24 protein-coding genes are annotated in these 26,535 nt (G+C 46.1%); 9 read left to right on the plus strand and 15 right to left on the minus strand.

The genetic code is table 11. The features are described 5' to 3' along the window. The first annotated feature begins 114 nt into the window (after positions 1–114). Together C9I98_RS04875 and C9I98_RS04880 are read left to right on the plus strand one after the other, a co-directional pair. Positions 115–1,092 (plus strand): patatin-like phospholipase family protein, encoded by a 978-nt coding sequence (locus C9I98_RS04875; RefSeq protein ID WP_051901847.1) that lies wholly within the window; start codon positions 115–117, stop codon positions 1,090–1,092. Beyond that, positions 1,089–2,063, plus strand: coding sequence for an alpha/beta fold hydrolase (locus C9I98_RS04880; RefSeq protein ID WP_036816965.1), 975 nt, complete (start codon positions 1,089–1,091; stop codon positions 2,061–2,063). Before C9I98_RS04875 ends, C9I98_RS04880 begins: the two co-directional genes overlap by 4 nt. A gap of 130 nt (positions 2,064–2,193) precedes the next feature. On the opposite strand, the gene C9I98_RS04885 is transcribed toward C9I98_RS04880, so the two are convergent. The 7 genes from C9I98_RS04885 to ebgR form a co-directional block, all read right to left on the minus strand. After that, entirely contained in the window at positions 2,194–3,417 is a 1,224-nt protein-coding gene (locus tag C9I98_RS04885) for an L-lactate MFS transporter (protein WP_036816967.1), read from the minus strand. Between the two features lie 334 nt (positions 3,418–3,751). Next, on the minus strand, positions 3,752–3,991 hold the full coding sequence (locus C9I98_RS04890; RefSeq protein ID WP_245907087.1) for an HP1242/YdcH family protein: 240 nt from the start codon (positions 3,989–3,991) through the stop codon (positions 3,752–3,754). Between the two features lie 155 nt (positions 3,992–4,146). Next, entirely contained in the window at positions 4,147–5,370 is a 1,224-nt protein-coding gene (gltS, locus tag C9I98_RS04895; RefSeq protein ID WP_036816973.1) for a sodium/glutamate symporter, read from the minus strand. Between the two features lie 610 nt (positions 5,371–5,980). Further along, the gene (locus C9I98_RS04900) at positions 5,981–6,316 is read right to left on the minus strand and encodes a hypothetical protein (RefSeq protein WP_036825842.1); all 336 of its coding nucleotides are present in this window, start codon (positions 6,314–6,316) and stop codon (positions 5,981–5,983) included. Positions 6,317–6,426: 110 nt separating this feature from the next. Continuing rightward, positions 6,427–9,576: a bifunctional diguanylate cyclase/phosphodiesterase gene (locus C9I98_RS04905; RefSeq protein WP_036825840.1), complete on the minus strand. Its 3,150-nt coding sequence runs from the start codon at positions 9,574–9,576 to the stop codon at positions 6,427–6,429. A 187-nt stretch (positions 9,577–9,763) separates the two neighbouring features. Further along, complete coding sequence (locus C9I98_RS04910) at positions 9,764–11,185, minus strand: amino acid permease (protein WP_036826009.1); 1,422 nt, start codon at positions 11,183–11,185, stop codon at positions 9,764–9,766. Positions 11,186–11,520: 335 nt separating this feature from the next. After that, positions 11,521–12,510: a transcriptional regulator EbgR gene (gene ebgR / locus C9I98_RS04915; protein ID WP_036826007.1), complete on the minus strand. Its 990-nt coding sequence runs from the start codon at positions 12,508–12,510 to the stop codon at positions 11,521–11,523. A 688-nt stretch (positions 12,511–13,198) separates the two neighbouring features. Between ebgR and galE the strand changes: the two genes are divergently transcribed. The 5 genes from galE to C9I98_RS04940 all read left to right on the plus strand — a co-directional run bounded on the left by galE (position 13,199) and on the right by C9I98_RS04940 (position 18,622). Further along, the gene (gene galE / locus C9I98_RS04920) at positions 13,199–14,209 is read left to right on the plus strand and encodes a UDP-glucose 4-epimerase GalE (protein ID WP_036825656.1); all 1,011 of its coding nucleotides are present in this window, start codon (positions 13,199–13,201) and stop codon (positions 14,207–14,209) included. Between the two features lie 101 nt (positions 14,210–14,310). Then, positions 14,311–15,366 (plus strand): UDP-glucose--hexose-1-phosphate uridylyltransferase, encoded by a 1,056-nt coding sequence (locus C9I98_RS04925; protein ID WP_107271648.1) that lies wholly within the window; start codon positions 14,311–14,313, stop codon positions 15,364–15,366. Between the two features lie 24 nt (positions 15,367–15,390). Further along, positions 15,391–16,566: a galactokinase gene (gene galK, locus C9I98_RS04930; RefSeq protein ID WP_036823456.1), complete on the plus strand. Its 1,176-nt coding sequence runs from the start codon at positions 15,391–15,393 to the stop codon at positions 16,564–16,566. Between the two features lie 24 nt (positions 16,567–16,590). Then, entirely contained in the window at positions 16,591–17,658 is a 1,068-nt protein-coding gene (gene galM / locus C9I98_RS04935) for a galactose-1-epimerase (protein WP_036823458.1), read from the plus strand. A gap of 199 nt (positions 17,659–17,857) precedes the next feature. Further along, positions 17,858–18,622 carry a DUF481 domain-containing protein gene (locus C9I98_RS04940; RefSeq protein WP_107271649.1) on the plus strand — a complete coding sequence of 255 codons (765 nt, stop codon included), beginning with the start codon at positions 17,858–17,860 and terminating at the stop codon, positions 18,620–18,622. 84 nt (positions 18,623–18,706) lie between these two features. Here the strand turns inward: C9I98_RS04940 and soxR are convergent, their stop codons facing one another. Further along, on the minus strand, positions 18,707–19,180 hold the full coding sequence (gene soxR, locus C9I98_RS04945) for a redox-sensitive transcriptional activator SoxR (protein ID WP_036827721.1): 474 nt from the start codon (positions 19,178–19,180) through the stop codon (positions 18,707–18,709). Positions 19,181–19,262: 82 nt separating this feature from the next. Next, on the minus strand, positions 19,263–19,877 hold the full coding sequence (locus C9I98_RS04950) for a LysE family translocator (protein ID WP_036824099.1): 615 nt from the start codon (positions 19,875–19,877) through the stop codon (positions 19,263–19,265). Positions 19,878–20,319: 442 nt separating this feature from the next. On the opposite strand from C9I98_RS04950, the gene C9I98_RS04955 reads away from it, so the two are divergent. Further along, a complete protein-coding gene (locus tag C9I98_RS04955) occupies positions 20,320–21,186 on the plus strand; it encodes a DMT family transporter (RefSeq protein WP_051902275.1) in 867 nt (288 codons plus the stop codon). A 131-nt stretch (positions 21,187–21,317) separates the two neighbouring features. Here the strand turns inward: C9I98_RS04955 and C9I98_RS04960 are convergent, their stop codons facing one another. Together C9I98_RS04960 and C9I98_RS04965 are read right to left on the minus strand one after the other, a co-directional pair. After that, on the minus strand, positions 21,318–21,911 hold the full coding sequence (locus C9I98_RS04960) for an HD domain-containing protein (RefSeq protein ID WP_107271650.1): 594 nt from the start codon (positions 21,909–21,911) through the stop codon (positions 21,318–21,320). Between the two features lie 80 nt (positions 21,912–21,991). Then, on the minus strand, positions 21,992–22,990 hold the full coding sequence (locus C9I98_RS04965) for a substrate-binding domain-containing protein (protein WP_107271651.1): 999 nt from the start codon (positions 22,988–22,990) through the stop codon (positions 21,992–21,994). A 206-nt stretch (positions 22,991–23,196) separates the two neighbouring features. On the opposite strand from C9I98_RS04965, the gene C9I98_RS04970 reads away from it, so the two are divergent. Further along, positions 23,197–23,529 (plus strand): tRNA-binding protein, encoded by a 333-nt coding sequence (locus C9I98_RS04970; protein WP_036828611.1) that lies wholly within the window; start codon positions 23,197–23,199, stop codon positions 23,527–23,529. 81 nt (positions 23,530–23,610) lie between these two features. On the opposite strand, the gene artM is transcribed toward C9I98_RS04970, so the two are convergent. The 4 genes from artM to artP form a co-directional block, all read right to left on the minus strand. Beyond that, positions 23,611–24,282: an arginine ABC transporter permease ArtM gene (gene artM / locus C9I98_RS04975; protein WP_107271652.1), complete on the minus strand. Its 672-nt coding sequence runs from the start codon at positions 24,280–24,282 to the stop codon at positions 23,611–23,613. Then, on the minus strand, positions 24,279–24,968 hold the full coding sequence (gene artQ / locus C9I98_RS04980; protein WP_107271653.1) for an arginine ABC transporter permease ArtQ: 690 nt from the start codon (positions 24,966–24,968) through the stop codon (positions 24,279–24,281). Before artQ ends, artM begins: the two co-directional genes overlap by 4 nt. Positions 24,969–24,971: 3 nt before the next feature. After that, positions 24,972–25,703: an arginine ABC transporter substrate-binding protein gene (locus tag C9I98_RS04985; protein WP_107271654.1), complete on the minus strand. Its 732-nt coding sequence runs from the start codon at positions 25,701–25,703 to the stop codon at positions 24,972–24,974. A 73-nt stretch (positions 25,704–25,776) separates the two neighbouring features. Then, a complete protein-coding gene (gene artP / locus C9I98_RS04990; protein WP_107271655.1) occupies positions 25,777–26,505 on the minus strand; it encodes an arginine ABC transporter ATP-binding protein ArtP in 729 nt (242 codons plus the stop codon). Positions 26,506–26,535: the final 30 nt, after the last annotated feature.

Consider the following 26,535-nt stretch of genomic DNA (forward strand, 5'->3'; position numbering starts at 1 on the left):
GCGTGAAATTTGATGTTAAGTTGTTCTTAACCTTATGTCTATGATGATTAAATTTAACTTATCATCGGGTTGGGTTATCTTCTCTGCCACACAGTTCGCGATAGAGAGGAGCGTATGACGGGTAAACATATTTCATACGCAGTACAAAATGTAGAAGGTTTGTCTTACAGCCCCGGCGGGGTGTCTAAGGTCGCTCTGGTTACTGAGGGCGGGGGACAGAGAGGCATTTTTACAGCTGGCGTATTAGATGCCTTTCTCGAGCATGGTTTTAATCCATTTTCATTATTGATTGGTACTTCTTCCGGTGCATTGAATCTTGCCTCGTTCATTTGTGGGCAGCATCATCATGCTTATCGGGTGATTACAGAGGCGACAACAACAGCCAAGTTTTTTGATATTTACCGGTATCTTTCTCGGCGCGGAGGCTTGGATTTAGATTGGCTGATAGAACAGACTAAAACCGAGCTATTGCTGGATTGGCAACGAGGTTGCCAAAATATGCGTCACCGAACAGTGTTGGCCACGGCAAGTAACATGGCTTTTCATCAAGCATCTTATTTTGATCTTGCCAGTGACGATAGAACACTGTCGCTAAAGGCCTCTTGCTCTATTCCTGGGCTTAGCCATCAGCACGTAGTCGCCAACGAGGAACAATGGGTTGATGGTGGACTATGTGCGCCAATTCCAGTGCAGGAAGCTTATAACCGAGGCTATCGGCATATTGTTGTGGTGCGTACCGTGCCGATTGAGCAGCGTTTTGATCATTGTTGGATGACCAATATTCAACGTATGCTGGGTAAAACTAAGGCTGCCAGCATGATAGCCCTGTTGCTAGAGCACGAGAAAAATTACCGACAGACGCAAGAATTTCTGAACAACCCACCTGATGACGCCACGATTTATGAGATACACCCTCGTAAGCCCTTGTCTTCCAAACTGATTGGTAGCGATATTGAAGCATTGGATACTGACTACCAAAAAGGGCATCGATCGGGGCGCTATTTTTTGAATACGATTGGGCGGCATTTGAATAATGAGTGTGTACAGGACTCAAATCAATATCAGCCTTATGCGCAGGGGGGAGGGGAATGAAGTCGGTAATAAGTGCTACTTTTCATACCCAAGAGGCAAATTTCCCCCAATTGATCACTGGGGCAATTCACCATATGTGGTTACAGCGCAACCAAGGGGTGTTTGCTGGAGCAGAAGGTGTGCCCATCCGATGGATCAGTGTGACTGATGCTGGGAATCAAGCCTGTGTGGTGTTAGTTAATGGGCGCAATGAATCGTTCTGGAAGTACCAAGAGCTGATTTATGAATTGAGTCATCAAGGTTTTGATGTTTATGCATTTGATCATCGAGGGCAGGGGGCTTCGGGACGCTTAACGTCTGATCCTGAGTTAGGGCATATTGGAAATTTTGATAACTATATACTCGATCTCAACACTTTCATTAGCGATGTCGTAAAACCTGAGCGTTATCCTCGGCGCTACCTTATGGCCCATTCTATGGGAGGTGCGGTTACTACCCTGTATCTTGCGCGATTTACCCCCAGCTTCCATGCTGTTGTCCTAAACGCGCCGATGTTTGGTATCCAACTGCCCATGCCATTGAAGCGGATGGCGGTATCAATGACAAAATTGATCGATCGTTATCAAACTAAACCCACCTACGCCTTTGGTCAGCACCCATATAGTGAAGAACCATTCGAAGCTAATGAGGTATCGCAGAGCACGGTTCGATTTTCTTGGTCTAAGCGGCTGTATAACGAGTATCCTGAACTTCGACTGGGCGGCCCAAGCTCTCGCTGGGTATGGCAAGCGTTGAAGGCGGGTAACCAGTGCTTAAGCAATGCTGCCCGGGTTAAAGTACCAGTACTGTTGCTACAGGCAGGGTGCGACTCATTGGTTGATAATCGCGCCCAATACCGCTTTGCTAGAAAGCTTGAGGGTTGTGAAATGAGGGTGATAGCAGATGCACGCCATGAACTGCTGATGGAAAAGGATGAATTTCGCAATCAAGTGCTCAATGAGACCATGGCATTTTTTCAGCGACATACCTAAACCTGAAGGCATACCAGAATCAAAGGTCAATTCGAATTGGCTGTCGGCCGTTGTTTTACTTTACGCACCCCATAAACAAAAGCCCCAGCATAACGGCAGGGGCTTGAATGTCGTAAGCGCGCGTCGAGAATTAAGCGTGAGCTAGTTTCTTCTCTAGTGCTTCTGCATCAACCGGCTTAGTGATAAGTGAAAGTGCTACGTTAAGCCCCATCATTACCGCACAGATTGTGTATGCAAGGGTGTAGTTACCTGATGCGCCCATTGCGATAGCTGTGATGGCTGAGCCGATGAAACCACTCACACCCCAAGCCGTGTATAGCACACCGAAGTTTGCACCGTAGTTTTTCAGGCCGTAGAACTCGGCAGTTAGCGTTGGGAATACTGCTAGAAGCGTACCATAGCCAACACCCGCCAGAGCAGCACCAACCATTAGCGTGAAGCTAGAGTCGAAGCTTGCAAATAGCGCCATGTTGATACCTTGCATGATGAATGCAATGGTTAGGGTGCGTAGTCCGCCGATTTTGTCAGCCAGGATACCTGCAGCAACACGACCACCAGAGTTAAAGATAGACAGAACAACAACCAAGAAAGCAGCTTCTGTGATGTTTGCTTGCTGTGCAGCAATTAGGGTGATGTTACCAATCACCATCAGGCCCGCAGATGATGCAAGTGCAAACATTACCCATAGAGAGTAGAACTGAGGTGTTTTCAACATTGCACGCCATTGGATATCTACTGGCTTAGCTGCTTTTGCTTTGTAGTTAGCAGGTGTTTGTGGCTGGTAACCCTCAGGTGGGTTAGTGATCGTGCTTGCTAGTGGAACAGCAATAAGCAGGATAGCAACACCTAGGATCATGAAGCTCATGCTGATACCGAAAGATTCGATTAGCATCGACGTCAGCGGTGCAAGGTATACCGCAGCCAAGCCGAAGCCTGCTGCAATCAGACCATTAACCAAGCCTTTTTTCGATGGGTGGAACCATTTCATTGCTGAAGGCGCCAAACATGCATAGCCGAAACCGATACCAGCACCCGTCATTAGGCCGAAAGTGATAAGCAGCAGCAGAGGGGTGGTTGCAAAGCTTGAGATGATCATGCCCGAACCAACAAGCACAGTACCCAAGATAAGAATTTTACGTGGACCCATACGGTCCTGAAGTACGCCAGCAACCAGTAGAGAAAGAGCAAAAGTGATTACGGCAACTGAGTAAGGCATTGATGCATCTGCATCAGACCAACCCATATCAAGAACTAGCGCTTGCTTGAAAACACTCCAAGCATACAAGATGCCCATACATAGGTTGATACAGAAGCCTGCAAGCAGGATCTGTTTAGCTTTATCGAATTTAGTCATTGTTGTCTCAGTCACTAAAGGTGTGCAGTTTCAAGTGGTTACTGCAGAGCTTAAAAAATTTTTGTCTTTATCAACAAAAATTGCATTGTTGCTAAAGGTGCGCGGATTCTATCAATATTTTTTTAATAAGGAATGGTTAGAAACACTCTGTTACAAATGTTTCTGTTGCTTCTAATCTAATTCATAAGTTGAAATGTTGATAAGTTTATTATTATCAAGTGTTTAGTATGGATGTTTGGGTGGTGTAAGAGATATTGTAATATTGTTAATAGCGGCACACTCCACTGCAAAAATGCAGTGGAGTGAAATGCAATAAAGACTGACGTTTCAGGGATCAGTTAGAGAGTATGCTGTAGAGTTTGTCTTTAAGCTGAAGGCGTTCGAGTTTTAACTGGTTGAAGTGGTGGTCGTCGGTGGGGATATTGCTGACTTCTAAGCCTCTGATTTTATGGTCTAGTTGGTGGTACCTGTCAGACATTTGCTTAAAGTTTTCATCTGACTGTTTAAGCTCTCTGATCTTACCGTGCATTTCAGGGTACTCAAGGAAGAGTGCGTGATTTTCACCTAACATCATATTACTCCGTATAGTTTATCGTTACGGGGGTGAACAAATCGTTGCCGGGCAATTACCCAAGTCATTTTATATTTAATAATAGCTGGGATGCCAAAAACAGAAAAGGCTAGGGGTTTTCCCTAGCCTTTTCTGTTGTGTGTTGCGTTACAGCGGTTTTATTGGATAAAACTGATGTAAGTCTGCAGCACAACCAAGTTGGCAATATCGATAAAGAATGCACCAACGATTGGCACTACCATGAAAGCTTGCGGTGATGGACCATTGCGTGACACCAGCGAGCCCATGTTCATGACTGCCGTTGGGGTTGCCCCCATACCAAAGCCACAGTGGCCGCCTGCAATAATGGCAGCATCGTAGGTTTTACCCATAAGGCGGAACGTCACGAAGTAAGCAAATGCGGCGAGCGTCACTGTTTGCACCGACAAGATCAGGAGCATTGGCAATGCCAGCTCAAGCAGCTCCCACAGTTTCAGGCTCATTAATGCCATGGCTAGGAATAGTGAGAGTGAGATCGTACCTAGGGCATCCACTGTCTCTTTATTGATCTTGTAGATCTTGCTGGTTTCACAGATGTTGGTAATGAATACGCCGATGAAGAGGGCATAAACAAAATCTGGGATACGAAGCCAGTTAATACCAAGGCCATCGATCAGTACTTTCACATAGGAAGCGCCAGCTACACACAGAAGCAGAATAAACAGAACTTCGATGGTGTTTTTCGAGGTAATGCGATCTTCTTCATGATCGCTGTATGTGATCAGGTCAGGGTGTTCAATGTGGTGCTTTTCACCCGTGCCAAACTCAGACTTAAGGCTGAACTTGTTGATCAGGCGCTGGGCAACTGGACCACCGATGATGCCACCCATCACCAGGCCGAATGTTGCTGAGGCCAAAGCCAGCTCTAGCGTTTGCAAGCCATACATGTCAGCAAAGGTTTGAGACCAAGCGGCACCGGTACCGTGGCCACCGGAGAGCGTAATTGAGCCCACCATAAGGCCAAGTAGCGGATCAAGGCCCAGTAACGTGCTTAGGCTTACACCTACGGCATTTTGAATAATGATATAGAGTGTCGCGATAGCTAAGAATAGAAATACGCGTGAGCCGCCTTTAGCGAGCAATTTGAAGCTGGCAGCAAGGCCCACAGTGGCAAAGAACATCTGCATCAATGTGTCTTTAAGGCTTAGCTTAAACTCGATATCGAAACCTTGCTTGTGCAGAACGGCAATGATTGCCGCGACAATTAACCCGCCAACAATAGGCTCAGGGATATTGTACTTTCGCAATACCTTAACTTTGCTATTAATGAAGTAGCCAAGAAAAAGCACAATAATCGCAATTAGAAACGATTCTAGTTCGTTTACTTGAATTAGTGTGTTCATGATTATGTCTTTTCATTGTTTTTTTAGAAGGTAATTTTACTCCCTAAAAACACGGCTGCCTATATTGCCAATAGAATCATAATAGTGTAGACCTCGGGTTGTGGTTATGTGCGTATTATGGATTTAAATGATGCCAATTATCTAAATTGATAAAGGTTTGTTTTCTGTTGTTGGGATGTTGTTTGTAATTGGTTGGCGGTGTTTGATGTTTAGCAATATTTAAAGTGCTTAAAGCGAATACTGAAGGGGTGAGCGAGGGTGATTAACTTCAATGACTTACAAAGGCTATTTAATACTGTAATGCTTATTTATTACAATATTATCACTAATGATACATGTAATTAATTTGTTGCACGCGAGATTCCCTTGATTGCAAAATATACAGCTGACAGTAATTGATGTTCAGTTGCACATTTTGTTCGTCTTTTGTGCTGATTTTTTTTGAATTATTTAATTTTTTATGTGTAAACATCTCTAAAAAAGAGTGGAATATTAAGTGTTGGACGAAATTCAACCAGGAAAATTGAATTAAAAATAAGAAAAAGATTAAAAAATGAGAGAGTTTGTCGCCTATGTGACGCTTTCATATAGGCGACAAGGAAATGAGGGGTTAATTTGAGCGTTTTTTAAGCCTAAGGGACTTTCTTAGCTCATTAATATAGGCAATTCGTTCTGGGTTGGCTGGCGCACTCTCAGATTTCAACTGCTCTTGCGCGTATGCTTCGGTTTCTGTCACACAACGACCATTCAAACGATAGTGAGTTTGCTTGGTTTCAACCGTTGCTTGCATAGAAGCTTCTTCCTGCGCCTTTGCCATTGCTTCTCTTGCAAGGCTTTGGTTCGTCGGATCGTGTACAACGTGTTTACGCTTAAAGCTTGGGCTTTGACCTTGCGATTGCTTATCACGTTGTTTGATGAAGTTATCTAAGTGGTCACTAAAGCTCATAGTAGTACCTGTGGAATGCTTGCTCTGTATTAACGGTATAGCGGTATGTCTAGAATTGCAATCTGAACAACACTCTAAATGGAAATAGATGATGCTGAAATACACATAAGCTAGATATTATCCGTGAGAACCTCTTCAGTATTTTCATTGAGGTACTGTTTGTTGAAGGCTTCAATGGGCAATGGCTTACTGAAGTAGTAGCCTTGAAACTCCTCGACGCCAAGGCTGGCTAAGAAGGTTTCTTGAGACTCTGATTCAACCCCTTCCGCGACGACATGCATGTTAAGGTTATGGGCAAGCTCAACAATAGAGCGTGTAATGGTAATGTTGTCTTTATGCCAAGGGAGATCCTTCACAAACTCTCTGTCTACCTTGAGGATATGAATAGGGAATCGGCTTAGGTAGGCCAGTGATGAGTAGCCTGTACCGAAGTCGTCAACGGCTATTTTAATCCCCAATGATTCCAGCTTAACCAACCTGTCCAATGCGGTTTCTACGTCCGACATGAGCACTGTTTCGGTAATTTCGAATTCGAGATGCTTTGGATCGCAGCCCGTTTCGATGATGGCCTTTTGTGTTGTTTCAACCAGGCTTGAGTTGAGCAACTGGCGGGCGGAGATATTGATAGCAAAGTTAAGGTAAATGCCTTTGTCCTGCCATGTTCTCAGTTGCTCGCATGCTCGGTAGATCAAATGTTCGCCTACTTCAATAATTAGCCCTGAGCGCTCCAGCACCGGAATGACGGTCATTGGCGATTGTATGAGGCCGTCTTCATCTTTCCAGCGCAGTAGCGCTTCAACGCCACAGATATCATGGGTAATGGAGTTGACCTTGGGCTGATAATACAGCTCATAACGGCTACTGCCGACGGACTTTCGCAGTTCAGATTCAAGCTGTACTTGCTTGATGCTCTCCTTGCCCATTTCATGGGTGTAGAAGCAAAAGCGGTTGCGACCTTTTCCTTTGGCCCTTGCCAAGGCAATGTCAGCAAAATTGGAGAGGTTTTCTGCTTGTGCTGTGTCATCAGGGAAAAGGCTTATCCCGATGCTAGCCGTCAGGAACAGTTCGTTACCATCAACCATCATGGGGTAGCTAAGTTGGCGAATAATCCGATTAGCAAGATTGGCAATCACGTTGGGTTCAGCATTTTGGGAGATCAATACGGCAAATTCATCACCACCTAACCGCGCCAAAAAATCATTGGAGCGGATAACGTGAAGTAATCGCCCCGCCACTGTTTTTAGTACCTTGTCGCCGGTGTCATGGCCCAGTGAGTCATTGATCTGCTTAAATTGGTCTAAATCAAGGGACATCAAAGCCAAACTGGTCTGGTGCTTACCTTGGGTCAAGGTATCAATTTTTTGCTGCAATAGCGTCCGGTTTGGTAGCTCGGTGAGTAAGTCGTAGTGGGCAAGCTTGTGAAGCCGGCTCTCAAATAAAACACGTTCGGTAATGTCTTTGCCTGTAGAAATGTAGTGGCTGATATTACCTCTATTGTTTCGTATTGGTGCAATGGTTTTCTCTTCGTACTTAATGCTGTCATCACATTGCTGGTGCGCGATAACCCGCTGTACGGTTTTCCCACTCTTCAATTGGGATTGAACCGCCCGCATTTCATTTCTATTGGCCAATGCTTCTCTGAGAAGGGTGTTGGAGTGTGTGCCGAGAATGTCTTTAGATTTGACACGATTGACTTGCTCAAAGGATTGGTTCACATACTCTATCACCCCGCGACTATCTGTAATAAGAATGGCATCGTCACTTTGCTCAAGGGCACGTGACATGCTTTTGAGGGTCTCCTCCCGCTTTATCCAATAGGTCACATCGCGAAGGTTGAGTAAAATCTCATGATTCGTACTGTAAGAAGTGGAGGCTGCGAGAACCTCTATGTACTTCATTGAAATATTCTTTAGCTCTATTCGTGCTTTTAATGCTTTTTGGTTGCTTTCATGAGGATCTGCACTCAGCCTGTTAACCAAAGATTCGATCTGTTGCCGGGTATGCTGTCCTTTGATTAGCTTAAGGAGGTTCCTGCCTTTTAGATCTTGGTCTGGCAAGTTAAGGATCTGGATAGCGGCACGGTTAATCGTAATGATGGTCATGTCATTTTGGATCGTTAACAGGCCATCTGGGGCGTGCTTGAGGACGGTTTCATACTTTAGGGCGCTATCTCGAACCTCCTGAGTCAGTAGCTTTTGCCTGGTGAGGTTGTGGAGTAAATACCAGGACAACACAATGCAGCCAGATACCAGTGTCAAAATCAGTACACTGAGGATGATAATTTTAATCAGGCTTTGTTGGCTAAAGGTGAGGTTCATCACCGCATCGGTGAGATTAACGCGTGTGACAATCGCCCAGGGTAATTCAATCCCGCCTAAGTACGGGGAGTTAACGCTGTGCTGATTTTGTGGCGGTGAAAATAATCGAGTATAGGTATAGAGGTAGTCACCTAATCTGATTTGGTTATTACTGTTGTTTTGAAGATCGGCCCATAAAGTAGGGTGACGTTGTTTAAAGCTTAACGCTTTGTTGTTAATGCCGGCTTGGAATGGCAAAGAAGTCAGCGTCGCTTGATCCTCTGAGTTCATCAACCACTGGCCGTCATTGTCTATTAGCCAGTTTTGTGTGCTCGTCCAGTTGAATTGCTGGTGGAGTTCAGTCAGGTAGCCCAACCCTAAGTAATTGATAGTAATCACCCAACTGGACCCATTAACGTCAATACGCTGGCTGAATCGGATTGTTGGCTTATGGGGTACTTCGACTTCGCCATTTTCGATGTTGAGATTAAAGTGCGATGTGGTGATCTGCCCGGCCGTTTGCTTGAATGCTTTTTTGAAATAGGCTCTCTGGCTTTTATCTTGCAGCAAACTGTCATCAACAACCGTAACGATGCCATTGAGGTTGTTCACTCGTATGGCCTCATCGCCACTTTCATCGATTAGCCGGATTTGATCATAATATTGCCGGTTGGCAGAAAGAGCAGAGAATTGTTCAATGAGCCACGCTTTTTGCGCTTGAAGCGTGAGCCCGGAGAGGGCAATGGTTTGGGTGATATCAGCTAAGTAATCTAAATCGTTGATCACGGGATTAAAGTGAAGGCGGGTGATATTTAGCAGCGATTGGTGAAGATTAGCCTCTCGCGACTGGAGCTGGCGCTTTATCTGCTTCGTGTCTTCATTGTAAATATAGAATGTCGTTGTCGCTGCTATCAAAAGCAGCGGAAGCAATAATGCAAAAAAACGGAATACCGCTGCTCTCATACTCAATCCATGTGACTCTGTCTCCCCAAGGGTAAGTATAGTTATGCAATACAATTAATTGCATATATTTTTTACTACCTTAGTGGTATTTGTGAAATGGGGGATTTCGGGACGCTAGAATTGGAATCGCCGCAATAGAATTTTGCACTATTGCGGCGATTCATTTATTGGGTTGTAGGAGAAGGGTTTACTCTGTTACTGCCTTTAATGTCGACTCTTGTTTGCCAAGGCTTTTTTCGTATTGGTTGTACTTCCACCATGCATAGCCTAAGAAAATCACAATACCGCCCACGTTGTAGAAGATGATAGTCATGATATCTGCACCTGTTGGGAACATTGAAGCGAAGAAGCCAACAGTGAAAATGGCAATCAGAATAGACACTGCAACTAAGCCAGTTGTGCGTGAACCCATTTTGAAGTCACGTGGCAAGTGGTCGAGCTTCAAACGGAGGTTTAAATAAGCAATCATGATAAATAGCGGCGGCAGCATAGAGGCCGCAGCGGTCATGTTGATGATGGTGCTCATTAAATCTTGTACGGTGTCTGATGCCAGCGTTGGAATGAACATTAGCGGTATGACAATGAAGAACTGCACCCAGGCCGCTCGTTCTGGTACACCTTGCTTGTTCAGTTTCACTGTCTTCTCACCAAAAATGCCTTTTGGAATTTCGGAGAAGAAAATTTTGACTGGGGTGGCCGTCCACATTAGTAGTGAACCTAGCATCGCGGTGAACGATACGATACCAACGAAGCGGTTCATCATTATTTCAGGTAGGCCGTAGTAGGCTGCTAGCCCTTCGAAAACTTGCACCGAGCCTCCGGTGAACTTCAATGCCTCACGGCTGACGAAGACATTGGCCAAGATTGAACCCACGCAGTACAGCGCACCGATGAAGATACCCGCAATGATGATGACCTTAACAAATGACTTTTGACCGCCTTTGATGTCATTAACGTACACCGCTACCGATTCTGCACCTCCGGCTGCCATGAAGATCCAAGTTGTAACACCTAAGAACGTCCAGTTCAGGCTTGGTGTCATAGCTTCAATCGTGATTGGGTCTGCCGGTTGAATACCGCCAAGCACTGCCGCCCCAGATAACGCAATATAAGAGAAAGTCAGCAAGAGCATTAAAGAGGAGGTTAATGATGTAATAGGGCCTAGTAGCTTTGCACCACGATTAGAAATATGTGTTGCGATAGCAAACAAGATAGTACTAAGTACCGCTGTGGTGAGTGGGGTGAAGATATATTCAAAGCCGAGGAAGGCATAAGACGCATAGGCGATAATGCGAGGCAGTAAAGAAGTAAAGAAGAAAAGGTTTACAAACCAATAGGTATAGGCCGAGATAAAGGCCCATCGCCCACCCAGTGAGCTTTTTACCCAAGCATATACGCCTGCCTCAGAATCTTTATTGAGGGATACAAATTCCGCAACAATCAAGCAGAAAGGGACAAAATAGAAGATTGTCGCCAGAAGGAACATAGGGGCAGAGGACAGCCCGATTTCAATGTTGTTATTGATGATGTTATTAAAGCTGTAAACAGCTGCAAAGGTCATCGACAACAGGGCAAACTTGCCTATCGTACCACGTGCAGATCCAGACATAGGGTTCTCCGATGTATCACGTTTTTTGTTATTGAGTGAAAGCCGCTTCAGCCTTCTTATTTGTTATTGGTTCTGTTTATATCCACACCGCCTCTATGTGCGGTTTGTTGTGCACTATATTAGTTAAAAATTTAGTAAAACAAATCGCAAAAATTGGTTTGTATTAACTCGATCACATTCAGTAAATGGAACTGTGAACGGAGTAACAGAAAACGAAGGGAAGTCTAGAAAAAATGTGAGGTGATACAGACGTTAGCTGGAAGGAAAAAGGAAAAAGGAAAAAGGAAAAAGGAAAAAGTAACTCTACGATTTCCTTTTTAGTCATTAGCTTACATTTATAGCGTTTCTTGCACTGTCGTGTCTCTGAGTTTTAACTCGCTCGGTACGTAAACTCTGATTGGGATTGAGCGCCCGTCTCTGCTTCGTTCTTGCAATAAGTTAACGCCCTGTGAGCCCATAAGCTCGGAGTGAATGCGGAAAGTCGACAAAGAAGGGAATGTAAATTTCGCTGTTGGAATATCATTGACACTGATTAGTGTGATATCACCCGGGATAGATAGTCCCTTTTCATGAATTGCACGGAGTACACCAATAGCGATAGAGTCAGAGGCGATAAATAGCGCATTAGGGTGATCGCCTTCAAGCATCTGTTTTGCCAGTTTGTAGCCTGATGAGCTGGTGAAGTCGCCTCGGTAAATATCCTTGTTGCTTACCACGCCTTTTAACATGCCATATTCACTGAAGGCTTGCTCGCGAATATCCGGTTTGCTGGCGTCATCTTGACCACCTATATAGCCGATACGATCAAAGCCTTGCTCAGTAAAAAAGTTAATCACCTCTTTACTGATCCGTGCTAGATCGATATCAACACAGTCGAAGTTGTTTTGATAGTCAGTGTAATCAACATAAACAATGTTGCTGCTAAGCGCTGTAACATCAGCCAGTTTAGCCTCTTCCATACGGCCAATAAGTAAAATACCATCAACGTGTTTTACTTTTTTACTAATATTACCTTCGTAGCTATTAGTTAGCTGAATACCTAAACGCTCACATTGGGTTTCAATACCGTGGCGAATAGAAAGGTAGTATGGATCGTTCACTTCAATATCTTGGCGATAATTGTAGATCGCCATAAAGTGAAGCTTCTGCTTTTGCGGGGCTTTACGAGAGTTCGTGCCGCCTTTGTATTCCAGCTTTTCAGCAATTTCAAAAATACGGCGCTTGGTTTCTTCTTTAACGCTTAAAGTCGGATCATCATTAAGAACCCGTGAAACAGTTGCAAGTGATACGCCTGCCTCGTTTGCAATTTCTTTTAATGTGGCCACTGTACCTCCAGGGGAATACGCTAACTGCTTGGGCTTAAACGCAAGTTAACGGTGTCTGCCCTCCAGTCTTTACGATAGGTACTCGGCTATAGAGTGCAGATAATTCAATAAAATAACATACCTATTTTATGATGTTTTAGTAAAATTATCGAGAGCGTAGTTCAAAATAGTAGCTTAATTAAATTAATGAATATTAAGTCTCTATTTCATATTCACCCCTAATGGTTGGTTGTATATCAAGTGAGCTCATATTGAAATGACTAACATCTCGCCAGTTATATTCCTTTCATTAAAATATGCAATGTCTTTCTCTAGAAGCATTGTAAATATGAATTTAGGTAAATCGTTTACACTGGTCGACTTTCTATTTGGTTAATTATTAGTCCTGATAAGTGTTTAATCTGTAACTTCAGAGTTTATTATGATAATAATCAATTGCTTGTGTGTTTTTCCTGCTTGCTTTTACACTCTCGAATACATGGATTTTGATAATTGGGTCACAAATTTTTCACGCGGTGTTATTATGAAAAATGTGAAAACGTTTACACTTGTGTGCGTTCGATCACGGAAATTCATCCGGATCCATTGTTAAACTCACTGCCAGTTAGAGAATCGCCATCAGGCTACTGTTTAGTTCAAATGAATAGACGGATGCTGGGTTTGTTGGCCGAGCATTCAGGAGAAAGACATGAAAGTATTAGTGACAGGCGGTATGGGGTATATCGGTAGCCATACCTGCGTGCAAATGATTGAAGCCGGTCTTGAGCCAGTCATCCTAGATAACCTGTGTAACAGTAAAGAAGCGGTATTAGAGCGTATCAACCAATTGACGGGCAAAACGCCCGTGTTTTACCAAGGTGATATTCGCGACCGCGAAATCCTAGATCAGATTTTCAGCGAGCAGAGCATTGATTCTGTAATCCACTTTGCTGGTCTTAAAGCGGTGGGCGAGTCGGTAGAGAAGCCACTTGAATACTACGACAACAACGTCCACGGCACCTTGATGTTGGTTGATGCGATGAAGAGCGCAGGTGTTAACAGCCTTGTATTTAGTTCTTCTGCTACTGTTTATGGCGATCCTGCAGAAGTGCCAATTAACGAAAACACCCCAACGGGTAACGTGACTAACCCTTACGGCCGTAGTAAGTACATGGTTGAAGAATGCCTGCGTGATATCCAATACGCAGCGCCGGAAATGAGCATCACATTGCTTCGCTACTTCAACCCAGTAGGCGCACACCCATCAGGCACCATGGGTGAAGACCCGCAAGGCATTCCAAACAACCTAATGCCGTTCATTGCTCAGGTAGCGGTAGGCCGCCGTGAATTCCTATCCGTATTTGGCAATGACTACCCAACCCCTGACGGTACCGGTGTGCGCGATTACATCCACGTAATGGATCTGGCTGATGGCCATATCGCAGCACTGAACGCGGTAGGTAAGAAAGATGGTCTGCACATCTTCAACCTAGGCACAGGTAAAGGTAGCAGTGTATTGGAAATGGTTGATGCATTCAGCGATGCATGTGGTCATGACATTGCTTACAAGCTTTGCCCTCGTCGCCCTGGTGACATTGCAGAGTGCTGGGCTGACACATCAAAAGCAACCAAAGAACTGAACTGGGAAGCCAAGTTTGATGTGAAGGCGATGGCCGCTGACACGTGGCGTTGGCAGTCTGCTAACCCGAAAGGTTACTAACACAAATTTTAAACTGGGAAAGTTAGGCTCACCCCGCTTACTTTCCCGGTTTAACCCCAAACAATAGTGCTCTAACTAGAGCGAGATAAATCGAGAGCTTTATGTCTGATAACACATTCAACCCGATTGACCACCCGCATCGTCGTTATAACCCGCTAACAGGCCAGTACATTCTTGTGTCTCCTCACCGTGCCAAGCGTCCTTGGCAAGGTGCTGATGAAACACCTGAAGTGGCTGATGATACTCAGTACGATAGCGGTTGTTTCCTTTGTCCGACTAACACCCGTGTGTCTGGTGATGCAAACCCGGATTATAAAGGTACTTACGTATTCAATAACGACCATGCGGCACTGACGGTTGATACCCCAGACGCACCTGAATCTGACAACCCGTTGTTCCGTTGTGAAAGTGCACGTGGCCTAAGCCGAGTGATCTGTTTCTCGCCAGATCACAGCAAAACGCTACCAGAGCTTCCGCTACCTGCTATCCGTGGTGTGATTGATACTTGGAACGAGCAAATCGAAGAGCTGGGCCAGGATTACGTTTGGGTTCAGGCGTTCGAGAACAAAGGCTCGACCATGGGTTGTTCACAGCCTCACCCACACGGTCAGATTTGGGCGAATAGCTTCCTGCCAAACGAAATTTCTCGTAAGGATGAAAACCTACGTAAGTACTACCAAGAGAACGGTACCAACTTGCTGGTTGATTACGCGAAAGCGGAAATGGAAGACGGCTCTCGCACCGTGGTTGAAACGGAGCACTGGATTGCTGTTGTTCCTTACTGGGCTGCATGGCCATTTGAGACCATGCTAATGCCAAAAACGCATATCCGCCGCATGAACGATTTGACGGATGAGCAGCGTGACGATCTTGCACTGGCAATCAAAAAACTAACGAGCCGTTACGACAACCTATTCAAGTGTTCTTTCCCATACTCAATGGGTTGGCACTATGCGCCATTCTTCAAAGAAGGCGACACTTCGACTGACCACTGGCAGTTACACGCATTGTTCTACCCGCCACTACTTCGCTCTGCGACAGTACGTAAGTTTATGGTGGGCTACGAAATGTTGGCGGAAAGCCAGCGTGACCTGACTGCAGAGCAGGCAGCAGACAAACTACGCGCACTAAGCGATATCCACTTCCGTGAACAATAAGCAGTAATTAGTAGGAATAGAATAATGACTAACCCTAAATCACAAGCACTGATCGATGCAGTAAACACATCATTTGAATCTGTACTTGGCTACAAAGCAACACACATCGTTCAAGCGCCAGGCCGCGTAAACCTTATCGGTGAGCACACTGACTACAATGACGGTTTTGTGCTTCCATGTGCGATTGACTACCAAACAATCGTTGCTGCTGCACGCCGTGATGACAACATCGTTCGTGTTGTTTCTGTTGATTACGCTAACGAAACAAAAGAATTTGACCTAACTGAAGAAATCACTTTCGACAATGACTGCATGTGGATCAACTACATCAAGGGTGTTGTGAAGTGCCTACGCGGTCGTGGTTACGAGTTCGGTGGTGCTGATATCTCAGTGAGCGGTAACGTACCTCAAGGTGCTGGCCTAAGTTCATCGGCTGCGCTTGAAGTGGTTATTGGCCAGACATTCAAGACACTGTACAACCTGTCTATTTCTCAGCAGGAAATCGCGCTAAACGGCCAGCAAGCTGAAAACGAATTTGTCGGCTGTAACTGTGGCATCATGGATCAGCTAATCTCGGCTGAAGGTGAAGAAAACCACGCACTGCTTATCGACTGTCGCTCACTGGAAACCAAAGCGGTTTCAATGCCTGAAGACATGGCAGTTGTGATCATCAACTCGAACAAGAAACGCGGTCTAGTAGACAGTGAGTACAACACTCGCCGCGAGCAGTGTGAAGAAGCGGCACGTATCTTCGGTGTTAAGGCACTGCGTGATGTGACCATTGAGCAATTCAACGATCGCGTTGCTGAGCTTGACGAAATGGTTGCGAAGCGTGCACGTCACGTAATCACTGAAAACGATCGTACTGAAGAAGCAGCGGTTGCCCTAAGCAATGGTGACATGAAGCGCATGGGCGAGCTGATGGCAGAATCTCACGCATCTATGCGTGACGACTTCGAAATCACGGTACGCGAGATCGACTTCATTGTTGAAACAGTGAAAGAAGTGATTGGCGATCAGGGCGGCGTTCGCATGACTGGCGGTGGCTTTGGCGGCTGTGTTGTTTCTATCGTACCACCTGCACTTGTTGATGACGTGAAAGCGGTAATCGCAGCGAAGTACGAAGCAGAGACGGGTCTGAAAGAGACCATCTACGTATGTAAAGCAATGCCAGGTGCTGGCGAGCTAGTGTTGGCGTAATAGCCTGTTATAAGGAATGATTCGATGACGTTGCCTACACATATTGCTTCGTTGTACGAAACCATGACGCAAGAGGCGGCCTATGATGGTCGCCCGGCAAAGCTGTTTACCTTGCGTAATGCATCAGGTATGACAGCAACTTTCATGGATATCGGTGCAACTTGGCTGAGCTGTACACTGCCGGTAGACAATACCGATCGCGAAGTATTGCTAAGCTACGCAACCATGCCACAGCATCTGATGCAAACCGCCTACTTTGGCGCGACCGTTGGCCGCTATGCCAACCGTATTGCCAATGGCCGTTTTGTTATCGACGGTGGCGAGCACAAGGTTGAAGCCAACCAAGGCGAACACACCTTGCATGGCGGGCCAGACGGCTTTGACAAGCGTCGCTGGACGGTACAAGAGCAAACTGACACGGTTATCGTGTTTGGTTTAGTGTCTGCTGATGGCGACCAAGGTTTTCCTGGTGAGCTAAAAGCGACAGTTCGTTTCGAGCTAACTGACGCGAATGCACTGGATATTCAGTATGTTGCCGAGTGCGATAAAGCGTGTCCGGTGAATTTCACCAACCATGCTTACTTCAACTTGATGGGTGACACCACAGGTGAAGATTGCCTTGCGCATCGCCTAAGCATTAGCGCTGATCAGTTTGTTCCGACGGATGCCAACGGTATCCCGACGGGCGAGTTGAAGTCGGTTGAAGGGACAGGCTTCGATTTCCGCGAAATCAAAACCCTAAAGCAAGATTTCTTAACTGATGAAGAGCAGAAGTTGGCGTTAGGTTATGACCATGCCTTCTTGCTAAACACCTCGGTGACTGATGGTAAAGCCGTGGCAGTACGTGCGGTATCACCTGATAACCGTGTTGAGCTTGAAGTGAAAACAACCAAGCCAGCGGTACAGCTATACACGGGTAACTACCTGGCAGGCGAGCCAGCTCGTCACGGTGAGCAAGTGAAACACCAAGGTTTTTGTTTGGAAACAGAGTTTCTGCCTGATGCTCCAAATCACCCAGAGTGGCCGGGTGACAGCATCCTGAAACCGGGTGAGCAGTACCAGCACCAAACGATTTATCAGTTTACCTTTTAACTGATTCTAAGTGATTAATATTCAAGAGGCCTGTTAGCGAATGCTAACAGGCTTTTTTTATGGAATTAATAACAGTTATTCATCACTTTGTTTAACAATACACTGACAATTGCATTTTTATGCTTCTTAAAATGTTGGCTATTCATACACCGTTTTATACCCAAATTACTGGGTGTACTGATACCGACAGAGTGACACATTGAAAAGATTGATTGTTAAGCCGACATCAGAATTGGCTGCCACTATTGCGTTATGTTTGTTGTTTGCCACACCGTGGGTGTCAGCCGAGGAAGAGCTCAGCGAAAGCCCATGGCGGGGCAATACCAAGCTAGGTTTTATATTTACCCAAACCACAACCAGCTCGTTGTCGGTGAACACCGGGGCAACCGTGGTTCATGATAAAGAGGACTGGCAGCAGCGGGGAGAGTTTTCCACTTATTATACGAATGCCCCGGAAGGGGAGGATGGTACGAATAAATATAACCTGACCTACGGCGTGAAGCACCAAGTGAACGGTGAATGGTTTGTTTATGGCAACAACAAGTACGAGCATGACCAGTACGCGACTTATCGTCAGCAAATGACCATTGCAACGGGTTTTGGTGCCACCTTGCTTGATCTGGAGCGAAGAAAGCTATCGATAGGTGCTGGTCCGGGTTACCGTTTTTCACAACGGCAAGACTTTGATCCTGATTTTCCCGGAAAGAAAGAAGATGAAATAATTGCCAACGCGTTTGTCGAAGGCATGGCGAAAATCAATGACAGATTTGAACTGGGCGGCAAGCTGAGTACCGATTACGGTGAGGCCAACACTTCAACCAATGTTAAAGGCTACGTGAAAAACCAACTGATGCAAGCCGTCTCGTTACAGTTAGATTTAGAGTATATCTACAATACCGAAGTCGCTTCCGATCAAAGCAATGACGAAATCTATAGCACCATCAGCCTAAACTATGACTTCTAGCCAAAGCGCCTGATGCTGACGCGTTAAAGTTTGGGGGAAAGAAGCCACGGTCAGTGGGGAAGTGGCTGGTGAGTATCTACTTACTTACTCGGCTTTGTCTTCAACCTCTGGGCTTCCCTCAATTAAATAGCGAGGCCCGCTACCATGTGACGAGATTTGATCGTCAGGGTTAAACAGGCGGCAGCTCTTGAGCGATAGGCAACCGCAGCCGATGCATTGGCCTAAATTATCACGCAGGCGCTGAAGTTCTAATATTTTCTGATCTAGGCTACTGGCCCATTTCTTTGAGAGTCGCTCCCAATCACGCTTGGTTGGTGAGCGGTTGTCGGGTAGGGATGAGATGGCGGTTTGAATTTCATCCAGGGTGATGCCAAGTTGTTGCGCAGCTTTGATTATCGAGATAACGCGGAGTGTGGCTGCTTGATAACGACGTTGGTTGCCGCTGGTGCGGATGGCGTGGATTAAACCCCGTTGTTCGTAGAAACGCAGTGCAGATGTGGCAACGCCGCAGCGCTCCGCCGCTTCTCCGATGGTGAAAAATTTCTTCTTAACGGCCATTTTTTTAACTTAATTACTTAAACTTAACGTTAAGTTTAATCCTGTAAACGGGGTTTGTATATCTTCCGCTGGCTTTTAGCCACTATCGGCTGGTGGTTGCAAGTGCTCCGGATAGCCCGACGAGCAGCCCACCGCTGATTTTGTTGACCAAGATAAGCTTTGCACCACCTAGCTTAACCACCTTGTTTGCCGAAAAGGCGTAAATAAGCACCAAGGTAAAGTCCAGCAACGCCATGGTTGGGCACATGATGGCCATTTGTGGAAATAGGGGCTGTGCCGGGTCAATAAACTGTGGGAAGAAAGCGGTGAAAAAGACAATGGCTTTAGGGTTGCCAGCTGCAACCAAAAAGCCTGAGGTAAATAACTTTCCGTTCGAGACTGCTGGCAGGCACGAGTCATTGCTGATTTGTTTGTTCGCGCCCAGGATCATTTTGATCCCCATGTAGAACAGGGTAACAGCACCAAGCCATTTGATAACAGTGAAAGCGAGCTCAGAGCTCGCAATAATGACGCCAAGGCCCACAGCCACTAATACCATTTGGATGAAGTTGGCACAGATATCGCCAAGGGCGGTATAAATAACCCGTTTTTCACCATAATTGATGGCATGCACGATACCAAGAAAAATGCTTGGTCCCGGCGTGGCAGTCAGAACCAGTGAGGCTGCGACGAAAGCAAGCCAAGTATCTATGCTCATTAAGAATATCCTTATATTTCATGTGTCTTGAATTGGCAGAAGGGGCACGATTTGGTTGAGTTATCGCTGTTCAACTAATCGACGCTATTGCCAATATTATTGTTGCCTGTTAACAAAAAGTTATATATTTTATTTCTTATCCATTCAAGGAGAGCATCATGCAAATTTCTGTTATCTACCTCTGGCTTCTCGAAAACATGCCTGTAGCCCGGTAGGTAACACTGTATCTGGCTGCGAGTTAACGTAGCCAGTTCGTCGTACTGTTTTACTCGTAGCCCAATTTAAAATCGATTAACAGGGATATGAGTTAATGAACACCTCGCACCAATCTCAACTAGATGCCTCTCAACCAGCGGCCTCTCAACAAGACGTCCCCATAGATGGTGAAAGCCAAGGTGGGAGCCAAAGTAGCAGTGAAGATCAGCGGCACACACCTCGGTACATGCGCGGCATTGTGTATGCCCTTATTGGCGCATTGCTGTTTTCACTCAAGCCAATCTTAATCAAGCTGGCTTATCAATATGGTGGTGATGCCACTTCGATTATGACGCTCAGGGCATTTAGTTCGCTGCCGGTCTATCTCGTTATGCTGGTTTGGTTATGTAAAAGTGCTGAGGCGCGGGGGAAGGTAAGGCAATACGGCTGGCAGGCGGCATTGGTGGGAGTGTTGGGGTACTACCTAGCAAGCTTTCTCGATATTGTGGCGCTAGATTATATTTCGGCGCAACTTGAGCGTTTATTGATTTTCTTATTCCCAAGCTTGGTGGTGTTGATCACCTGGTTGAAGTCGGGGCAAAAGCCAACGCAAGCGACAGTGAAAGCTGTGGCAATTGGCTATGGCGGTATTGCACTGATTGTTGCCCACGATGTGACATCAATGGGGAGCAAGGTTTGGGTCGGCAGTGCATTGGCGATTGCATCAGCACTTGTGTTTGCGTGTTACCTGATCTTAAGTAAGGGCTATATAGCCAAAATGGGCAGCCAGCTATTTACCAGTATTGGGATGGGCAGTGCGGGTATCGCGATTTTATGTCATTTATTGCTGTCAGACACCCAGCTGAGTGAGTGGAGCTATTCGCTGGTGATACTGGGTATTACGCTTGGGATATTTTGTACCGTGATCCCGTCATACTTTATGGCCGCGGCGATGGCTGAACTATCGCCAACCCAGTTTAGTTTGACGGCCAATATCGGCCCGGTGATCACCGCTGTGGCAGCCGTTTTGGTGCTAGGCGAAGTGTTCACTCTGTACCACGGGGTAGGGATGGTGCTGGTGGTTTACTCGGTCTATTGCATCAACAAAAAATAAGCACGTGCTGATAGCATATCATTGACCGTAAATAGAAAAGCCAGTAGGGAATGCCTACTGGCTACGTAAAAAGCGCCAACCTATTTTAGGGCTAGACTATTTTAGGAATAGACTAAGATAGACGGGGACGATTATTCGTCTCTTAGCCAGCCATTTTTGACCGCAAGATCGATTTGCTGGCAGGCGTAATCCCAAAGTTTTGGCGTGACTTGCTCAAGGTAGGCGTTACGCTTGAGCACCTGGGACTTTGAGACATTGTGCTTCACCCAGCTGCCGCCGCCGTTGGCCATGTTTTGAATCAGTGGCAGGATACGGTCCATCCCCTTGGCAAAGCGGGCATCGGCTGTTTGCGCTTGCTCAAATTCAATCCATAGCGCCTTCATGGCTTCAAACTGCTGCTCTGGTAGCAAGCCAAATAAGCGGTTTGCCGCTGCCAACTCTTTTTGCTCTTGAGCATCGTGGTCAGTCTGCTCGGCAAAGGCAAACATGTCGCCTGCATCGATTTCAACGATGTCATGGATAAGCAACATATTAACTGACCGAGTGATATCGACTTCTTCTTCAACATAGTCTTTTAGCACTTGCGCCATCAGCGCAATATGCCAGCTATGCTCGGCACTGTTTTCATGGCGGTCGCCATCGGGCTTCACCGTTGTTTTGCGGTAAACGGCTTTTAAGCGGTCAAGCTCAAGAATGAAGTTCAGCTGTTGGCTTAACTCGGTCATTGGGGTCTTTCTTCCTTGGTTATTGATATGACATCTTTCATATCGACATATTATATTTTAATCATTGATTATTAATATAATTATTTTGCCAAAACAGAACGTCGCCTTACCAGCGTCGGTACAAACATGCGTGGGTATTCGTTGCTTTTCTCACCCTTGGCAAGTTGAACGGAAAGTTGCGCCGCTTGCTCGGCCATGATGTTGATCGGGTAGCGCACGGTGGTCAGTTTTGGGCTCAGGTATTTGGCAATGATACCGTCATCGAAGCCGATGACTGAAACATCTTGAGGGGAAGCAATGCCATTTTCGTCCATGATCGACAAACAGCCAGCAGCCATGTAGTCGTTATATGTCGCGATAGCTGTCATATCTAAGTTTTTTGACAGCAAGTTGGTCATGGCTTTTTCACCCCCTTCTTCATCCGGGGTGCCGTATTCAATGAAATTCTCATCCACCTCGATACCGTTTGCCACAAGTGCGTCGATGTAACCGGCCCGACGTTGCTGGGTATCTTCGATATCGTAAGTTGAACTGATGTAACCGATACGGGTATGACCATGCTTGATCAAGTACTCGGTGGCAAGGTAAGAGCCCTTGTGGTTATCGAGTGCGATACAGCGGTTGGCAATTTGCGGGATATAGCGGTTGATTACAACCATGCCCGGTACTTCGTCGGCAAAGTCGATCAATTCTTGGTTGCTCAGTCCTTTGCTGTGAATGATCAACGACTCACAGCGGCTGTTAATCAGCAATTCAATCGCTTCGCGTTCTGTTTTTGCCTCGTGGAAGCCGTTACCGATCAGCATGTGCTTGTTATGCTGGCGGGCAACTTTATCAACAGCTTTGAGCATGACACCAAAAAACGGGTCGGAAACATCACCAACAACTACACCGACGGTATTGGTTGATTGGCTAACGAGTGCACGGGCATTGGCATTAGGACGGTAACCTAATTCACGCATCGCTTTCGTTACGGATTCAATCGATGCTTTACTCGCTTTAGGTGACTTGTTTATCACGCGTGAAACCGTGGCAACAGAGACCCCTGATAGTTTCGCGACATCTTTAATGGTAGCCATATGTCTTGTCCTATATGCCCTTGGTGTCCATCTACAAAATATTGCCGCTATTAAACTATGCGGGTGTAATTAGCGCAATCATCTTTCAATTAATTCGGCCGTAATGAGAGGTAGATCCCTTTAAAAACGTGGCTTTGGTGATAGTGTAATCGTTGACAGTAAATTTTAGTAAATATTTAACTAATACAGACTATGTGAGGAAAAAGATGGACACCATTTCTTACGGCGATTTTGCCAAACTCGATATCCGCGTGGGTAAAATTATTGAAGTCGTTCGCCACCAAAATGCCGATAAACTGTATATTGTTCAGATAGATGTGGGCGAGAAAACACTACAGACCGTTACCAGTCTTGTTCCTTACTATACTGAAGAAGAACTGATGGGTAAGCAGGTAGTGGTACTGTGTAATCTTGCCAAAGCAAAAATGCGCGGCGAAACCTCAGAGTGTATGCTGCTTTGTGCCGAAACGGATGATGAGTCTGAAAGCGTGCTGCTAACACCTGAACGTGTAATGCCAGCCGGCGTGAAGATCGTTTGATTCGATCATTGATGGAATTGGTATGATGACAGACAACAAGGCCTGCTTTTAAGCAGGCCTTGTTGTCTGTGTCGCGAGTGACTAGCGGGCGGTTTCAAATGCCAATGCGCGTTTTTCAACTTGGCGGAAGACCAAGGTTAAAATACCGTTTACGGCGAGATAGAAGGCGCCGGCCACACTGAATACCATTAATGTATCGTAGGTTTGGGCGTTGATGCGCTGGGCATACCCCATGATGTCCATAATGGTGATGGTGCTAGCCAGTGACGTTCCCTTGAAGACCAAGATAACTTCATTTGAATAGGCTGGAATCGCACGCCTGATAGCATAAGGTAGCAATACTCCAAGTGTTGGCTTGGTACCCATACCGAGTGCCCGGCAAGCTTGCCACTGACCTGACGGAATCGCGTTGAATGCACCTTTGAATAACTGAGTACTGTAGGCTGCCGTATTCAAGGCGAGGGCTAGCATCGCACAGAACCAAGGCTGGCTAAACCAGTGCCACAATACACTTTCTCTTACGGCTTCGAATTGCCCTGGACCGTAATAGATCAAGAAGATCTGAACCAGTAGCGGCGTGCCAGTAAACAGTGTGATGATCCCGCGGCTTAGCCAATGCAATACCGGCGTTCGTAAGATCAGCGTGAGGGTCATCAGCAATGCCAACAGACAACCAACCAGCAGCGATACCAGAGTCAGCTCGATACTGACAATTAGGCCATCGAGTAATTGCCAGACATGTTGTTCATTCATGCGGTTGCTCCTTGACTATGGCCGGCATCTTGGATGCTATACTTTTTCTCGAAGACCTTCACGGCGCGCTGGGTGATCAAGGTGATGATCAAGTAAATTGCAGCGGCAGAAGCATACCAAGTAAAACTTTCATGGGTGGCAGCTGCGGTTAACTGAGCCTGTTTTAGCAAGTCGGTGACGCCAATCAGTGAAACCAACGCTGTGTCTTTCAGCAAAACCAGCCATTGGTTGGTTAAGCCTGGGATGGCGTGGCGGACCGCTTGGGGCATGACAATTCGAAAAAACGCAGAAACCTTGCTGATCCCCAATGCGCTTGCCGCTTCACGTTGCCCATTGGGCACCGCCTTCAGAGCACCGCGGATAGTTTGTGACGCGTAAGAGGCAAAGATCAACGAGAGGGCAATAACTCCTGATAGGAACGGGCTAACTTCTATAAAGTCACCGGTGATCAGGAACAACACGTGCGTTGAGCCGAAGAAAATAAACAGCACCACTAACAACTCAGGCAAGCCGCGAAGCAGGGTAACCAATGTAGTGGTCGGCCATGAAATAACGCGGTAGCGCGACATCTCACCAGCGGCAAAGGCAACTGCCAATACTAAACCGACGACGACGCTAACCAGACTGAGCTGGATGGTGACCCATCCAGCTTCCATAAGCGTCAGAGCATAACCTGATAACGCCATTCTTTACTCACCGAAGTACTTGTCAAAAATTGCTTGGTACTGGCCGTTTGCTTTCACTGTTTTTAGGGCAGTGTTCAGCTTGTCGACTAGCTCTTGGTTGTCTTTGTTAACCGCAATGCCAAAACCGTTACCGAAGTACTTGGCGTTGGTCACTTGCTCACCAACATAGGCAAGGTTGTCATTCTTCTTGAACCATTCTGCCACCACCGCTGTGTCACCGAACACAGAGTCGATACGGCCATTTTGCATGTCAATGAAAGCATCCTGGTAGCTCGCGTATGGTACAGCGGTAACACCGTCCATTTGCTCAGTCAGGTAGCTTTGGTGGGTAGAACCGTTCTGAACGCCAACACGTTTGCCTTCCAGTGCTTCTTGGCTTTCTACTTTGTCTTTTACCGATACGAAAGCAGCGGAGTTGTCATAGTAAGCATCAGTGAAGTTAACGGCTTGCAGACGTTGTTCAGTAATGTCCATACCTGAGATAGCTGCATCATAACGACGGAATTTTAGTGCAGGAATTAGGCTATCAAACGGTTGGTTGTGGAAGGTACATTTTGCTTCCATTACGTCACACAGCGCATTGGCAAGATCAACGTCGAAACCCTGGATTTCGTTGTTCTCGTCAATATATTCAAATGGGGCATAAGTCGCTTCCATTGCGAACTTAATTTCTTCTTGCGCCATTGCTTGAGTGGCAGCCAAACCAATGATTGAAGCTAGTAAAATCTTTTTCATCGCGATACTCCGTGCGTCGTTATGTGCAGCATCACGTGAGCATTGTGATGCTGGTGGTTCAAAATAGTGTTAATTAGTGAGTGAGGTATTCAGCAAACTCTGGGGTTGCAGGGTTGGTAAACGCCTCATGTGTTCCGTGTTCAACCATGCGCCCTTGTTCAAGGTAAAGCACATGGCTGGCAATTTTCTTGGCGAAATCGACTTCGTGGGTCACCACAATTTGAGTAATGCCGGTTTCGCTTAAATCTTTAATGATGTTGACTACTTGGTTCGTGATCTCTGGGTCGAGTGCTGCCGTTGGTTCATCGAATAGCAGTACTTCCGGTTTCATCATTAGTGCCCTGGCGATGGCAACACGCTGTTGCTGTCCACCTGAGAGCTGTAGCGGCCAAGCGTCAGCTTTGTCAGCAAGTTGCAGCTTGGTCAAAATAGCAATGGCTTCTTGTTTCGCGCTTTCTTTTTCCATACCAGCCACTTTGACGGGGGCTTCTATGAGGTTTTCAAGCACGGTTAGGTGAGGCCATAGGTTATATTGCTGGAAAACCATGCCGACTTTACGTCTTAGCTGCAGCCCTTGCTTTTCGTTGATTGACTGACTGAAATCGAACGATTCGTTAGCAATATGCAGTTCACCGCTGGAAGCCGTTTCCAGTAAGTTAAGTACCCTTAGTAAAGAGCTTTTACCGGCACCGCTTGGGCCAAGTAGCACCAAGGTTTCACCTTCGTTGCAGGTAAAGTCCACGTCGTGTAGAACCTGCGTATCACCATAGAATTTATTAACACTCTTTACTTGAATACTCATGCTTAATTACTGCATTAATCACCGCTTGAT

The organism is Photobacterium sanctipauli (assembly GCF_003026495.1).
GTDB classification, from domain to species: Bacteria; Pseudomonadota; Gammaproteobacteria; order Enterobacterales; family Vibrionaceae; genus Photobacterium; species Photobacterium sanctipauli.